Genomic DNA, 14242 nt, shown 5'->3' on the forward strand with positions numbered 1-14242 from the left:
CTGTTAAACCGCAGCCTGCTCGGCCTGCTCCCGAATGCTTTCAAACTCCGCCTGCAGCGCGCGCAGCACTTTTGCCGCCTCGGCCAATGTATTCTCCGCTGTTTTAACTAACCCGCCTTTTTCGGTTACCGGTGCATGCAACGCCTGCTCCAGCTTTTCAAGGCCCGGCGTAACAGCACGTGCCTGCAGGTGCTTAAATGCTGTGAGCATCTTGTGTGCCACATTGCCTGCCTGTTGCCAGTCTTTGGCTGCCGTTGCTTCCTGCAGGTATTCCAGGTTCTTATACTGATCCTCCAATAGTACTTCCAGCACGGTGGCTAACGTATAATTGTCATCGCCGGTAAAGAGGCGCATTTCGTGCAGGCTGTACAATTGGTCTGGTGCCCCGGCCGCGGGTGCTGTTTCAAAAGCGCTTTCCGGGCCTGTTTTGTTTTGAGCCTTTCTGGAAATGGGTAAAACCTCCTGCAGTTTTTGATACAGCTCCATCTCTGAGAATGGCTTTAGCAGATGCCCGGCAATGGCGGAGCCCTTAAAAAATCCCACATCGTTGCTCAGCACATTGGCCGTAATAGCTAATATCGGCACATCCTTATCATGCTTCCGAATAGCCCGCGACACCGTTTTGCCGCTTACCCCCGGCAACTGTATATCTGTCAGTACCACATCAAACTTTTGCTTTTTCACCTGGTCCAGCGCTTCCTGCCCATCGTTGGCCAGGCTCACTTGCATACCCCACCTGCTCAGCATCAGCTCAGCGAGTATACGGCTAAAGGCATCATCATCTATAACCAGGGCTCGGAAACCCTTGAACGACTTGTCTTGTTTTGCCACAACCTCCAATGGGGCCTGCACAGCCGCCGTGGACTTTAGCAGCGGCAACACCAGCGTAAAGGCGGTGCCTTCTCCGGGCTCACTGGCCACCTTTAGCGTGCCTCCCTGCATCTCTACCAGTTTTTTACTGATGGATAACCCAAGGCCCGTGCCGCCATACTTGCGCAGGATAGAGTCGTCGGCCTGGTTAAACTCCCCAAACACATGCTGCAGTTTGTTGGCGGGTATGCCGATGCCGGTGTCGGATACCGTGATGCTGGTCACTACCCGGGTCCGGCGCTGGCTCAGGAGTTTTACATGCACGCGCACCTGCCCCTGGTACGTGAACTTGATGGCGTTATCGATCAGGTTGAAAAGCACCTGCTTGATGCGCAGCACATCACCTTCTAAGGCATCAGGCATATCTTCATCGGCTTGGCAAACGAAATCAATATGCTTACCCGAGGCTTTTAAGGCAAACGCCTGCTGTACCTCCCTCAGCAACTGGTGCATGCTGAAAGAAACACTGTTGATGCTGAGTTTGCCCGCCTCAATCTTAGACAGGTCCAGCACATCGTTAACGATATGCAGCAGGTGCTGGCCAGCCCCATGTATGGCCTGCACGTGTTCGTGCTGTTGTTCCTTTAAAGGGGTGTGGTGCATCTGTTGTGTAAAACCCAGTATCACGTTCAGGGGCGTGCGCATCTCATGGCTCATGTTAGCCACGAAAGCCTCCTTGGCGCGGGCCAGCTGCACGGCCTCCTTCTGGGCATTGATCAGCTTGGAGCGGTAGTTGTTGCTGCGGGTAATGTCGCGCAGAATAAGCAGGATAAAGGCCAGTCCGCCGCCCAAACCGCTTATTCCTATTAGCAGCAATACCATCGAAGTATCCTTGGCCACTACCCGGGCTCGGGCTGAGTTCTCTACTGTCTGCTCGAGTTCGTTGTGCTCCATTTCGTACATCATGTGCCTGATCTGGTCCATGATCAGTTTGTCCTGCTGCAGCAGCGCCAGTTCCTTTGCCTGCAGCTGCTCTGTTTTTTGCTCAGCCTCGCGCTGCACATTGTGCAAGATGCGGCGCACTTTAGCCAGGGGCGCCACCGGCGAGGTGGTTCTGTTGGTGTCTACCTCTACCTCGCGGGTAACGTTTATCTCCGGTATAATTACTTTCGGGGGCTCCTGCTGTTCCGGTTCCAATTTTTCTTTCCTGGAAAACAATTTACTCAGAAAGCCCCTCTTATCCTGCTTTGGCTGATCCGTCTCTTGCGGATACTGCTGCTCCACTTCTTCTTTATCCAGGGTGAGCCTGTCGGAGATGGTGGTGGTGGTATGTTGTTTGATAACCGTGGAAAGTGGTTTCTCTTCTGCTGAGGAAGCGATCTGGCGCATGGCTTTGCCTGACAGGTCGAGGGTTTTCTGCTCCTTCTTAAGGGCAATAAAACGCTGCATGCTTTCCTGTTTCTCTTGTAGGAGCTTAGAAATTGATGCAACCCGCGCCAGTTCGCCAGGGTCGTCCCCGATCAGCGCATTCAACGTATCCAGCTGTACTTCAATAGAATCGAGGTGGTTGATGTAATCCTTGAAATAGAGATCTTTGGTGGTAAGGGTATAAGCCCTGATCGAGCTCTCTGCCGCAGAAATGGTGGCCAGGGTGTGCTGCAGGCTGGAAAGCTTCAGGTTAGGCTCCGAGAGCACATCAACAGAGTCGAGTAATTTGGTGAAGCTGGTGTAGGTCAGGTAAATGGCAAATACCACCAAACCGAGCGCCAGGCTGAACCCTACCACTACCTTGGCCTTTATGCTATCTCCTAATACCCTCATTAATGTTTCCCCTTTGTGCTGCGCCTGTCTTGGTAAAAGATAAAATATTACAACGCCAATTATTTTAAAATGATTGCAAAAACTAAAAATCAGCAATTGTTTATTTGAAAAAATATATAGTAATAAAACAATATTTAAAATTGTATATCCATAATTTTTCTATTTACGTTTAAACATTTCGAAGATAAGAACGGCTTATTTCATGTCTTAAAAATTTAAATGGTGCTACGTAAATGAGGATACAGTATGTGAGAAATCTACTATTAGCGATGCTGTGTTTCAGCCTGAGTGCCGCATGGGCGCAGGATGTGATCGTCAAGCGGAACGGGGACCAGATAGTAGGCAGAATAATCAACTTAAGCCCTGACTCGATCCATTACCGCTATTTCAACGACCAGGCGGGGCCACTGCTGGCACTGTCGCGGCAGGAAGTGGCGCACCTGAAGCTGACAGTGAGCGAAGAGGAACCCGCTTCCCCCGAAAACCAGGCAGAAGCCAAAAGCTATACGTTTGTTGATGAAAAGACCAGCGTGGCCCAGGCTGCTGAGCTGCGGCTACAGGCAAAGCTCGATGCCAACGCGTATTACAAAGGGCGGGGCGTTTTCTGGACGACCATGGGCTCCACGATCATGCACCCGGCGGCGGGCCTGGTAACGGGAACGGTGCTAGCGGCAGTTACCCCGAACATTGACACGGACTACAACCCCAACCGGCACCTGCTTAAAGAACCTGTTTACCGGGAAACTTACCAGAAGCAGGCGCGGAAGCGCAAAATCGGAAAGGCCGCGGCAGGGTTTGGGGCAGGCGCCGCCGTGATCAGCGTGGTTTACATGGCAGTTATCATTAGCATCATGGGGGGCTAAGGCAGCTATTACCAGCTGCTGCTGGCCCCACCGCCGCCAAAGCCACCTCCTCCGAAGCCGCCAAAGCCGCCGCCGCCGCCACCCCCTCCGAACATACCGCCGCCAGAGCGGAACGAACCGAAACCACCAGGCACGATAACCGGGCCCCCGAAGGTGCGCGAGTACCCTCTGCGGCCACCACGGCCTCCGCCGCCTCCCATTTTAGAGAGCAGAACCACCACCAGGATCACGATCACGATGATGAACAGCAAAGAAGGACTTTCTTTTTCCCCATTGCCACCTAGCTCGTTCGGGTCTCCCTGGTAGGCGCCACTGGCCAGATCGATGATGAGGCTCGTAGCACGGTCCAGGCCCTGGTAAAACTCTCCCTTTGCGAAGGCAGGTTTCAGGGTGCGTTCGGTAATGCGTTTTGCCAGGGCATCCGGCACGTAGGCTTCCATGCCATAGCCCGTTTGTATGGTAACTTTACGCTCGTCCTTTGCAACAAGTATGATCAGGCCATTGTCGTTCTTGCTGGTGCCCACTCCCCAGCGTTGCCCCAACTCAGCTGCGTACTGGTTGGGGTCGTAGCCCCCGATAGAGGTTAGCGTCACAATCGTGATCTGTGTGGAAGTGGTGTCGCTGTAGTTTTTCAGCTTCTGCTCCAAAGCGGCTTCCTCCTGGGCAGAAAGCATATCCGCCATATCGTTGACCAGGCGCGGCGGGTTTGGCTTTGCCGGAAAATCACTTTTCTGCCCTAAGGCCACAAGGCTCAGGCAGCAGAAGTATAAAAATAAGATGGAGTGCTTCATACGTAACTTATTCACCGAACGAGATCTCGTCGTCCAGCTCGTTTATATCCCCGTGGCGATCATATGGGAAATGAGCCTTTAGCTGCTCGCCAGCCATCAGGATGCCTTTTTTTAAGCCCTCGGCGTACTCCTTTGCTTTAAAGTGCGCGATGACTGCTGCCGTAATGTCTTCCCAGAAATTATCCGGCACAATGGCGTTGATCCCCGCATCGCCCAGCACGGCAAACTGGTGGTTTGTCAGCGCCACATAAAACAACACGCCGTTTCGTAGTTCTGTTTTGTGCATTTGCAGGTCCGCGAACACTTCTGTGGCCCGGTCCAGCACATCGCCCTGACAGGTGCTTTCGATGTGTACCCGTATCTCGCCGGATGTGTTTGTTTCAGCCTCTTTTATGGCAGCCGTTATCAGCTCCTCATCCCCGGGGCTTATCATGTCTTTTGGCATCACTATTACTTTAGATGGAAAAGTAGCCCTCCCCGTTTTCTGGCTGGTGAGGGCGGCTAATATGGTAGGTTTTAAAACTCGACTTTAGGGGCAGACTGGGCACCCGCGTCCGCTTCAAAGTAGCCTTTCTTTTCAAAATCGAACATGCCGGCGATCAGGTTGCGCGGGAAAGAGCGGATATAGGAGTTGTAGTCCTGCACGGCCTCGTTGAACTTGCGCCTTTCTACGGCGATGCGGTTCTCGGTGCCCTCGAGCTGCGCCTGCAGTTCCAGGAAGTTTTGGTTCGCCTTAAGTTCCGGGTACCGCTCCACAGATACCAACAGCCTGCTTAGCGCGCCGCTTAGTTCGCCTTGCGCCTGCTGAAAACGCTGGATGTTTTCGGGAGTCAGGTTATCCGGGCTGATGTTAACGCTGGTGGCCTTAGCCCGGGCCTCTATCACGGCGGTAAGCGTTTCCTTCTCAAAATTAGCGGCGCCTTTTACGGTGTTTACCAGGTTAGGCACCAGGTCGGCGCGGCGTTGGTAAGCATTCTGCACATTGGCCCACTGACTCTCCACGTTTTCATCTTTGGCCACCATGGTGTTGTAGCCGCAAGAGGACTGGGAGGCTAGAATTACGAAGCCGATAAGGTAAAAGAACAGTTTTTTCATGTTTTTGGGTATGTGATGGAAGTATAGGTTTCTGTTAAGCCAACAGGGCCATATCAGTACGAATTTAGTAAACTCATGTTAGGAAAAGCGTATAAACATTGAAAAATTACCGGAGCGCTATATCTGAGGCGAAATAAAGAGGAGGCCGGTTTACCCCTGTTTGTATCATTTAAAGGCAGAGAGACGGTTTAAAAGTTGGCGAAAAATCAATATATTGCATAAAAAGTATAGTATATGAAAGCAATTATACCCGTTGCAGGAGTCGGATCGAAACTGAGGCCGCACACGCACACGCAGCCCAAATCGCTGGTGCCTGTGGCGGATAATACTATACTTGGCCACATCATAGAAAAGTTGCTGGAGGTAGGTGTCGATGACTTTGTCTTCATTATCGGGTACCTGGGAGAGAAAGTGGAGCGTTACGTGCGGCAGAAGTACCCTGCCATTAAGGTAGAGTTTGTGGTGCAGGAGCCACGTGAGGGGCTGGGCCACGCCCTTTGGATAGCGCGCCATACCTATGCGCACTGCGAAAGTATTCTGATCATACTGGGCGATGCCATCGTGGACGTTGACCTGAAGGCGGTGATCGAGGCCCCTACCTCAGTGCTTGGCGTAAAGAAAGTATCGAAGCCCTCTCTGTTTGGCGTGACGGAAGTAGGCAACGACGAGTACATCGTGAAAGTGGTGGAGAAGCCCATGATCCCGAAATCAAACTTTGCCCTGGTTGGCCTCTACAAGATCATCAACCCCGATAAACTGATAGCCTCTTTGGGGCATATTATTAACGAGGACATCCGAACGCAGGGAGAATATCACCTAACGGACGCCCTGATGCACATGATCAAGAACGGGGAGAAAATGGTGACCTGGAGCGTGGACCACTGGTTTGACTGCGGTAAAAAAGACACCCTGCTGGAGGCCAATGCTACTTTGCTGGCCCGGCCCCTGTTCCGGAGCAGAGATTACAGCAAGCTATGTCCCGGCTGTATCATCATTCCGCCGGTCAGCATCGGCGAAGACTGCACCATCACCAACTCCATCATCGGGCCCAACGTGGCCATCGGCGACAATACCACCATCACCAACTGCGTGCTCAGCAACTCCATCATCGGTTCCTTCTCTGAACTCCGCTTTGCGGTCATGCAGGACTCCATCATCGGCAGCGACGCTACGTTTAAAGGTTTCAGCCACAGCCTGAACATCGGCGACAGTACCGAGATCAATTTCGGGCAGTAGCCTTAGGTTGCATGGCGGTGAATAAATTCTATTTTAATAATCTTTTTCCCAAGCAAAATTAGCCTTGGTGCCAGTACCGGGTTTATATAAAAAGAGTCAATTTTCGTATCTTGTTTGTCTTATGTAATTATACCTTAGAATAATCAGGCTTAGCCATTATGAAAAAAGCAACCGTATTCTTACTGGTCGGCAGCCTAACAGCTGTGTCGGCGTGTAAATCAACCCAAAACGATACAACTGCCACCGGCATGACAACAGAACCCAACACAGCCACAGTAGAGGCTGGTAAAGATTTAGCTTTAGATTACCCCGATACCAAAAAAACAGGCCAGACAGACGATTACTTCGGTACCCAGGTTGCCGACCCCTATCGCTGGCTCGAAACCCATACCGGCGAAGTGGACGAATGGATTGAGGAGCAGAACGAGGTAACCCAGCAATACCTGAACGACATCGACTTCAGGGACCAGATCAAAAGCCGCCTGACCGAGATATGGAACTACCCGAAGTATGGCGCCCCGTTTAAAGAAGGCGGTAAATACTATTTCTATAAGAACGACGGACTGCAGAACCAAAGCGTGCTGTACGTGCAGGAGACGCTGGAAGCCGAACCCAAAGTATTCTTCGACCCAAACAAACTGTCGGATGACGGCACCGTGGCGCTTTCAGCCTTCAGCTTCTCCAAAGACGGCAAACATGTAGCCGTGGGTACCTCAAGCGGGGGCTCCGACTGGAACACCTACCAGATAATGGATGTGGCTACCGGTAAAATGCTGGACGATAAACTGGAGTGGGTGAAATTCTCGGGCCCGAGCTGGTACAAGGATGGTTTTTACTACAGCCGCTACGATGCCCCCACCGAAGGCAACAAGCTGGCCAATAAGAATGAATTTCACAAAGTATATTACCACAAAATAGGCACGCCGCAGAGCCAGGACAAGCTGGTTTATGAAGATAAGGCCCATGCGCTGCGCAACTTCTACGGCCAGACAACGGACGACGAGCGCTTCCTGGTGCTCAATGCATCGGAAGGTGCCAGCGGGGCCAATGCGCTATACTACAAAGACCTGGCCGACCCGAAATCAACCATCAAGCCGATCTTTGATAACTTTGAGAGCGAGTACAACGTGGTGGATAACTTTGGCGACAAGCTGCTGGTGATGACCAACAAAAACGCACCCCGCTACCGCCTGGTCCTGATCGACCCAAAGAAACCGCAGGAGGCCAACTGGAAAACGATCGTGCCGGAATCTGCTGATGTTATGCAGAGCGTGTCTACGGTAGGTGGCCGCATCATTGCCTCTTACATGAAAGACGCCACCAGTCAGGTAGTGGTATATGATAAAACCGGCAAGCAACTGAACACGGTAGAGCTGCCAACGCTGGGAACGGTAAGCGGCTTTGGGGGCGACCAGAAAGACATGGAAACGTTCTTTACCTTTACCTCTTTTACCTATCCGCCTACCATTTACCGTTACGATGTTGCCAACAACAAAGTAACGCAGTTCCGCAGAACCGAGGTGAACGTAGACACCGATGCCTTTGAAACCAAGCAGGTGTTCTATACTTCGAAGGATGGTACCAGGGTGCCCATGTTCATTGTGCACAAAAAAGGGCTAAAGCTGGATGGCAACAACCCCACCTACCTGTATGCCTATGGTGGCTTTAACATCTCGATGACGCCAAGCTTTAGCATTGCCAACATGCTGTGGCTGGAGAACGGCGGGGTTTACGCAATGCCTAACCTCCGTGGCGGTGGCGAGTACGGCGAGGAGTGGCACAAGGCCGGCATGACACCGAACAAGCAAAACGTGTTCGACGACTTTATCGGGGCTGCCGAATACCTGATCGACCAAAAGTATACTTCCTCTGAAAAACTGGCAGTGGCAGGCGGCTCTAACGGTGGCCTGCTGGTGGGCGCCTTCATGACGCAGCGTCCCGAGCTGGCCAAGGTGGCCATACCGGCTGTGGGCGTGATGGACATGCTGCGCTTCCACAAATTTACCATTGGCTGGGCGTGGGTACCCGAGTATGGCTCTTCTGATGAGGCTGCGCAGTTTGCCAACCTGTATGCCTTCTCGCCGCTGCATAATATAAAAGAAGGCGTTAAATACCCAGCCACCCTGGTTAAAACCGCTGACCACGACGATCGCGTGGTGCCTGCGCACTCGTTTAAATTTATTTCAGAGCTGCAGCAGAAGGGTGCTCCGGGCAACCCCTACCTGATTCGGGTTGATGTGCGGGCCGGCCACGGTGCGGGCAAACCCACCTCACTGGTTATACAGGAGTATGCTGATACCTATGCCTTTATTTACAAGAACATGGGCATAAACCCGTATCAGAATAAATAACTACAAGTATAGATCTGCCATTTATACTTCAGCCGCGCTGCCTGCTTCAGGTGGCGCGGCTTTTTTGTTAGCCTGATCTTGTAGGTTATATATTATAAATTATATATTTTAGGGCTTCTATTAAAAGAATAAGCCATGGAAACTGAAATTTACGACAACATGCCTTCTGCCCAGGTATTGGGAATTAACCCGGAATCTGCCGCTTTTCTGGGTAGTGTGGCAAAATGGGGGAAATTCTTAGCCATTGTGGGCTTTGTGACTATCGGGCTGATGGTGCTCTTTGCTTTTTTTGCCGGCTCTTTCTTCTCTCCCATGATGGAAGGCTCGGTAAGTGGCGCCAACTTTATGGGAAGTACTTTCTTCGCTGTTTTTTACCTGCTCTTTGCGCTGCTCTACTTTTTTCCGGTGCTGTACCTGTATAAATTTTCGGCTAACATGCAGCATGCCCTGCGCCTGAAGAGCGATGCCAAAGCAACCGAGGCATTCCGGAACCTGAAATCGCTTTTTAAATTCCTGGGTATACTCACCATTGTGGTGTTCGCCTTTTATGCCCTGGCCCTGGTTTTTATGTTTGTGGGTATGGGCATTGGCTCTATGATGTAACAGTTGCTGAAGGCAAAGCAAAAGGCGCACCCCAGAAAGGTGTGCCTTTTGCTTTTTTTTCTTTTTAACTTAGTGCCCCACAACCGAAAGGCGATGCAGGCAAAAATAGGAACCACGGCATTTAAGATACGTTCCAGCGAAATCGACTACAAAGGGCAGGCAACTTTGCCTACGCTGGTCGGTTATTTGCAGGAAGCAGCCTGGGAGAACACCAATGAACTGGGCATTTCGCTGTATGATTTGCTGGAACGCGGCCTGACCTGGGTGCTGCAGCGCATGCGCGTGGAAATGTTCCGCTACCCCAGGCACGGGGATCGGATAAACGTGACGACATGGGCATCGGGGACCGAAAGAGTGCTGCTTCACCGTGATTTCAGGGTATACGATTCGGAAGGGGCATTACTGGGGCAAGCCACCAGCGTATGGCTGGTGATGGATGTGGTGAAGCGCCAACTGGTGTCGGTGCCGGATTTTATCGCTGCATTAGAAGTGCTGCCCGGGCAGGAGGCCCTGCCTTACGCCAAGGGGAAATTGCCGCCACTGCAACAGGCCCGCTTTGAGCAGCAGGTGCCCGTGCGCTGGCACGACATCGACCTGAACCGGCACGTGACCAATACCCGCTACCTGCAATGGGCCCTGGATACGCTGCCAACCGAAGTGCTGGAGCAGCAGCTGCAGCAAGTGGATATCCTGTTCAGGGCCGAAAGTATGCTGGGCGATGTGGTGCTGTCAGCGGCAGGTGCCGGCGAGGAGGAGAATACCCTGCTGCACCGGCTCACCAGCCAGGATACGGGCAAGGAACTGGTGCAGGCCAAAACGGTGTGGACGAGAGGCAATAATTAATTCATTTAAGATGATAGCGATACGAAAAGGAATCATAGACGACTTGCCGCAGGTGTTGCGGCTGATACAGGAGCTGGCCGAGTATGAGCGGGCACCGCTGGAGGTAACCAACACCCTGGAAGAGATGCAGCGTGACGGATTCGGCGAAAACCCGATCTTCAAGTTCTTTGTGGCCGAGAACCCGGAAGGCATTGTGGGCATCGCCCTCTACTACACGGCTTACTCTACCTGGAAAGGGAAAACCATGTACCTCGAAGACCTGGTGGTGACTGAGTCGCTTCGCCGTGCCGGCATTGGCAGAAAGCTGTTTAATGCGGTGGCGCACGAGGCCAAAGAAACTGGGGCCAAACGCTTCAGGTGGCAGGTGCTGGACTGGAACGAACCGGCCATCGCCTTTTACCGAAGCATCGGTGCCGAGCTGGACGGCCAATGGCTTACATGCACCCTGACAGAGCAGCAGATACAGGACGACAGCGCTTAACGTCGGATAAAAAAAGCCGCCGGCCCTCCAATAGCATTGGTGGGCCGGCGGCTTTTTAGGCTAAACAGCGTTATTTCTCGTCGGGGCGCTCCACGTTCACACCCACTACTTCTAGCATAGTTCTAAAAGAAGCATACTTGCCGGCATAGCGTTCGTTAACTTTTTGCTGTAGTGCCGGAGAGTGCTCGCGTTGGTACTCCTGCAGGTCTGCTACGCTGCGGCAACTGTACTGCACCGCGTAGGTCATGCCGCCGGTGTCCTCGTCGCCCATCACACGGCAGATCTGGTTGCCCAGAAAATAGCCCGTGCCCATCACTTCGGGTATGTGCACCTCTTTCATCCACTGCAGCCAGTCTGCGGCTGCATCGGTGTCAATACTTACCGTTACGTTGTATAGAATCATACCCGAAAGTACGCAATTCAAGTTATTGTATAAAGCGGCCCGGCAATTTTTTCAATTGCTCTGGAAGGGGAAAAGCACGTGTCAAGGACCAGACAAGTTGTTTTGAAAAGAAAACGGATTGCCAGGGTGGGGCAATCCGTTTTAAAATGGGGTTTAGTTACAGCTCCACCGGCCAAGGTTGCCATCGTAGTAGGCTCCATCCGGATTCGTTTGATAAGCAAGCACAACAGGCGTAGCGCCGGGGTACGATTTAAGCTGTATTTTCCCTTCGCTAAGCTGGAGGTAGATCACGCCTGAATCGTCGTACGTAGCACGAATGGCCCCGTTGATGTTATTCAGGAGGTAATTGTTGTTGGTGTTAAGCCCGGTGGCCGTTAGTTCTGTTACCCGGTACACCTTGGTTTTAGAGATGGCTCCTGATTTGCTCAGCTTTACATTGTCAGAGCTTGTTAGCTTGCCCCCGAGCCAAAGGTCTTCACCAAGGCAAGAGGAGGTATTGGCAATCAGGTCGAAATATTCCTCGTTGGCTGGCTGCTCGATGGCAGCCACCGTTACAGCGGCACTTTCTGTAGCCACCGGGTTTTCCGGCTCCGCAGCCTTTACTTCCTGCTCAACATGGGTGGAGCAGGAGAACAAAGCGAGTGCAAAGAAAAGGAAAGCCAAAAAGGAACAATCGGAAATTTTTAGAGTAGAGTTTTTATCCATAAGCAAGTAAAATATTTATAGTTAAACTGTATATAGTATATACTTGCTGTATAAGGGTTAGGTTGTGTTAGCGAGGCATGTTCTGTAACTTATTGTAAATACATACGGGTTGATATTCAGTGTATTATAGCTTTCGATGATTTAGAGATGCTGTTCAGGTCGCCTAGAGCCACTATATTAAAGCGGCTCCATGTAATCCAGGTCTTTGGCATAGGTTTCGTCCAGCGAGAGGATGGAGAGCAGGGCCAGTGCCAGGCTAATGCCTCCCAGCACCAAAGCACCCGGTACCAGTCCAATTCCATCTTTCAAATAACTAAACGAGAGGGTAAGCGGCACCACTGCCCCCCGCACAAAGTTAGGAACGGTGGTGGTGACGGTGGCGCGGATGTTGGTGCCAAACTGCTCGGCGGCAATCGTCACGAACACCGCCCAGTAGCCGCTGGCAAACCCCAGCAGCACACAAATGGTGTAGAAGCTGTTCAGGCTGAAAGCGTGGCCGAATAGGTAAACCCCAATGATAACGGTTGCCAGCAGCAGAAAGGCCACCACAATGTAGCGCCTGCTTTTGAAGCGCTGGCTTAGGTAACCGCTGCCAAAATCACCGAAAACAAGGCCCAGGTAACAGAACGACACCGCTTTGGCCGCCGATACTGTTTCGGACATGCCCAGCGCGATGCCAAACTCCGGCGAGAACGTGATCAGGATACCCACCACGTACCAGATGGGCACCCCAATCAGGATGCACTTAAAATACTTCCGGAAACGACGCCAGTTGGTGAACAGGCTCATGAAGTTTCCACGTGTAACCTCCCCGGCTTTCTTCAGGTTGTTAAACATCCCGGACTCAAACGCACTCACCCGCAGGAACAGCAGTAGCAGTCCCAAGCCGCCACCGATGAAGTATGCGGTGCGCCAACCGGCATACTCGCCCACCACGCCAGCCAGTATAGCCCCCGATATACCGATAGTGGCCACCACCATGGTGCCATAGCCGCGCTTTTCTTTGGGTAGTATCTCAGAGACCAGCGTAATGCCCGCCCCCAGCTCACCTGCCAGCCCGATGCCCGCTATCAAGCGCAGAAAGGCGTACATTGGGATGCTGGTCACAAAGCCATTCATGATGTTGGCAACAGAGTAGATAAAGATGGAGCCAAACAAAACCGAGACCCTGCCCCGCTTATCGCCCAGTATGCCCCAGCCAATGCCCCCGATCAGCATCCCCAGCATTTGCAGGTTCAGCAGCAGCACACCCTGGTCCAGCAGTGCCGCCTGGCCCGAAACACCCAGGTCCTTTAAACTCGGGATGCGCACAATACTGAACAGCACCAGGTCGTAGATGTCAACGAAATAGCCTAAGGCGGCCACTATTACGGAGGCGTTAAACAGGTAGTGCTTTTGCTTTGATTCTGATAAGAGCGGCATAGTGGGTGTGGTATAGCTACCTTAAATATAGCTTTTGTTACATAAATTACAAAAAGAGCGCTGAGCACCTGCGGGTAAATTTTTTTCAGTAGTTTTAGGGTATACCCAACCCTATCACTTTTACACCGAAAGACATGCCGGAAACAGGTAAAAAGCTACAGCTTAAACCCAACCATACGCTCCTGCTGCTGCATGCCCCGGCATCTTTTGCAGATGCCCTGCAGGCCGAGGGCTATTCCTTTACGAACACTGATGAGGCGCCTGCTGGAGGTATTTACGATGCGGTACAGCTGTTTGTGCGCAACCGGGAGGAGCTGGATCATTTTGCCCCGCTGGCTGTACCGCTCTTAAAGCCAGGCGCATTGCTATGGATCGCCTACCCTAAAAAATCGTCGGGCATAAAGTCTGATCTAACCCGCGATGCAGGGTGGAAAACATTGACAGAGCTGGGATATGGGGTGGTACGGCAGGTGGCCCTGGATGACACCTGGTCTGCGCTGCGATTCAAGCCGGCCTCAGAGCGAAACGAAGCGTCCAGGTTTGGGGTGGACCTGCCCGGAATTGATCGGAAGTCCAAAACGGTAACACCCCCCCAGGACCTACAGCATGCGCTGGAGCAGGCCGGTTTGATGGAGAAATTTAATAAGCTGGCTTTTACTCACCGAAAGGAATACGTAGTGGCTGTTTTGGATGCCAAAAGGCCTGAAACGCGTGCTAAACGGATACAGAAAACACTGGATACGTTAAGTGCTGGGAGTTGAAAATTCTAGAAAGTATAAAACACAAGTTGCGCTAGATAAGGTACTCTGTAGGGGTGG

14 protein-coding genes are annotated in these 14242 nt (G+C 52.1%); 7 read left to right on the forward strand and 7 right to left on the reverse strand.

What is annotated here, in order from left to right:
* Nucleotides 1–3: 3 nt before the first annotated feature.
* A complete protein-coding gene (locus tag AC4BAN_RS07150; protein WP_490563703.1) occupies nucleotides 4–2631 on the reverse strand; it encodes a hybrid sensor histidine kinase/response regulator in 2628 nt (875 codons plus the stop codon).
* A 248-nt stretch (nucleotides 2632–2879) separates the two neighbouring features.
* Between AC4BAN_RS07150 and AC4BAN_RS07155 the strand changes: the two genes are divergently transcribed.
* Nucleotides 2880–3494 carry a hypothetical protein gene (locus AC4BAN_RS07155; RefSeq protein ID WP_490563704.1) on the forward strand — a complete coding sequence of 205 codons (615 nt, stop codon included), beginning with the start codon at nucleotides 2880–2882 and terminating at the stop codon, nucleotides 3492–3494.
* Nucleotides 3495–3502: 8 nt separating this feature from the next.
* Here the strand turns inward: AC4BAN_RS07155 and AC4BAN_RS07160 are convergent, their stop codons facing one another.
* The 3 genes from AC4BAN_RS07160 to AC4BAN_RS07170 all read right to left on the reverse strand — a co-directional run bounded on the left by AC4BAN_RS07160 (nucleotide 3503) and on the right by AC4BAN_RS07170 (nucleotide 5380).
* Nucleotides 3503–4285 (reverse strand): TPM domain-containing protein, encoded by a 783-nt coding sequence (locus AC4BAN_RS07160; RefSeq protein WP_490563705.1) that lies wholly within the window; start codon nucleotides 4283–4285, stop codon nucleotides 3503–3505.
* A 7-nt stretch (nucleotides 4286–4292) separates the two neighbouring features.
* A complete protein-coding gene (locus AC4BAN_RS07165) occupies nucleotides 4293–4730 on the reverse strand; it encodes a TPM domain-containing protein (protein WP_490563706.1) in 438 nt (145 codons plus the stop codon).
* Between the two features lie 71 nt (nucleotides 4731–4801).
* Nucleotides 4802–5380, reverse strand: a complete 579-nt coding sequence (locus tag AC4BAN_RS07170) for a LemA family protein (protein WP_490563707.1) — start codon at nucleotides 5378–5380, stop codon at nucleotides 4802–4804.
* A 234-nt stretch (nucleotides 5381–5614) separates the two neighbouring features.
* On the opposite strand from AC4BAN_RS07170, the gene AC4BAN_RS07175 reads away from it, so the two are divergent.
* The 5 genes from AC4BAN_RS07175 (at nucleotide 5615) to AC4BAN_RS07195 (ending at nucleotide 10894) form a co-directional block, all read left to right on the forward strand.
* A complete protein-coding gene (locus AC4BAN_RS07175; RefSeq protein WP_490563708.1) occupies nucleotides 5615–6616 on the forward strand; it encodes a sugar phosphate nucleotidyltransferase in 1002 nt (333 codons plus the stop codon).
* Nucleotides 6617–6774: 158 nt separating this feature from the next.
* On the forward strand, nucleotides 6775–8967 hold the full coding sequence (locus AC4BAN_RS07180) for a prolyl oligopeptidase family serine peptidase (protein ID WP_490563709.1): 2193 nt from the start codon (nucleotides 6775–6777) through the stop codon (nucleotides 8965–8967).
* A gap of 135 nt (nucleotides 8968–9102) precedes the next feature.
* Nucleotides 9103–9570: a DUF5362 family protein gene (locus AC4BAN_RS07185; RefSeq protein ID WP_490563710.1), complete on the forward strand. Its 468-nt coding sequence runs from the start codon at nucleotides 9103–9105 to the stop codon at nucleotides 9568–9570.
* Nucleotides 9571–9642: 72 nt separating this feature from the next.
* Nucleotides 9643–10413, forward strand: a complete 771-nt coding sequence (locus AC4BAN_RS07190; protein WP_490563711.1) for an acyl-[acyl-carrier-protein] thioesterase — start codon at nucleotides 9643–9645, stop codon at nucleotides 10411–10413.
* A 10-nt stretch (nucleotides 10414–10423) separates the two neighbouring features.
* Nucleotides 10424–10894 carry a GNAT family N-acetyltransferase gene (locus AC4BAN_RS07195; protein ID WP_490563712.1) on the forward strand — a complete coding sequence of 157 codons (471 nt, stop codon included), beginning with the start codon at nucleotides 10424–10426 and terminating at the stop codon, nucleotides 10892–10894.
* Nucleotides 10895–10964: 70 nt separating this feature from the next.
* On the opposite strand, the gene AC4BAN_RS07200 is transcribed toward AC4BAN_RS07195, so the two are convergent.
* From AC4BAN_RS07200 to AC4BAN_RS07210, 3 genes are all read right to left on the reverse strand, one after another.
* Nucleotides 10965–11297 (reverse strand): DUF4286 family protein, encoded by a 333-nt coding sequence (locus tag AC4BAN_RS07200; protein WP_490563713.1) that lies wholly within the window; start codon nucleotides 11295–11297, stop codon nucleotides 10965–10967.
* A 153-nt stretch (nucleotides 11298–11450) separates the two neighbouring features.
* Nucleotides 11451–11960, reverse strand: coding sequence for a hypothetical protein (locus AC4BAN_RS07205; protein ID WP_490563714.1), 510 nt, complete (start codon nucleotides 11958–11960; stop codon nucleotides 11451–11453).
* A 219-nt stretch (nucleotides 11961–12179) separates the two neighbouring features.
* The gene (locus AC4BAN_RS07210; protein WP_490563715.1) at nucleotides 12180–13424 is read right to left on the reverse strand and encodes an MFS transporter; all 1245 of its coding nucleotides are present in this window, start codon (nucleotides 13422–13424) and stop codon (nucleotides 12180–12182) included.
* Nucleotides 13425–13558: 134 nt separating this feature from the next.
* Between AC4BAN_RS07210 and AC4BAN_RS07215 the strand changes: the two genes are divergently transcribed.
* The gene (locus tag AC4BAN_RS07215; RefSeq protein ID WP_490563716.1) at nucleotides 13559–14185 is read left to right on the forward strand and encodes a YdeI/OmpD-associated family protein; all 627 of its coding nucleotides are present in this window, start codon (nucleotides 13559–13561) and stop codon (nucleotides 14183–14185) included.
* The last annotated feature ends 57 nt before the right edge of the window (nucleotides 14186–14242 follow it).

This window comes from Pontibacter sp. GD13 (assembly GCF_058216355.1).

Coding starts and splice junctions, on each gene's coding strand:
- AC4BAN_RS07160 (WP_490563705.1), bottom strand. CDS start 4,285: ATGAAGCACTCCATCTTATTTTTATACTTCTGCTGCCTGAGCCTTGTG.
- AC4BAN_RS07180 (WP_490563709.1), top strand. CDS start 6,775: ATGAAAAAAGCAACCGTATTCTTACTGGTCGGCAGCCTAACAGCTGTG.
- AC4BAN_RS07200 (WP_490563713.1), bottom strand. CDS start 11,297: ATGATTCTATACAACGTAACGGTAAGTATTGACACCGATGCAGCCGCA.
- AC4BAN_RS07165 (WP_490563706.1), bottom strand. CDS start 4,730: ATGCCAAAAGACATGATAAGCCCCGGGGATGAGGAGCTGATAACGGCT.
- AC4BAN_RS07150 (WP_490563703.1), bottom strand. CDS start 2,631: ATGAGGGTATTAGGAGATAGCATAAAGGCCAAGGTAGTGGTAGGGTTC.
- AC4BAN_RS07175 (WP_490563708.1), top strand. CDS start 5,615: ATGAAAGCAATTATACCCGTTGCAGGAGTCGGATCGAAACTGAGGCCG.
- AC4BAN_RS07170 (WP_490563707.1), bottom strand. CDS start 5,380: ATGAAAAAACTGTTCTTTTACCTTATCGGCTTCGTAATTCTAGCCTCC.
- AC4BAN_RS07215 (WP_490563716.1), top strand. CDS start 13,559: ATGCCGGAAACAGGTAAAAAGCTACAGCTTAAACCCAACCATACGCTC.
- AC4BAN_RS07210 (WP_490563715.1), bottom strand. CDS start 13,424: ATGCCGCTCTTATCAGAATCAAAGCAAAAGCACTACCTGTTTAACGCC.
- AC4BAN_RS07185 (WP_490563710.1), top strand. CDS start 9,103: ATGGAAACTGAAATTTACGACAACATGCCTTCTGCCCAGGTATTGGGA.
- AC4BAN_RS07195 (WP_490563712.1), top strand. CDS start 10,424: ATGATAGCGATACGAAAAGGAATCATAGACGACTTGCCGCAGGTGTTG.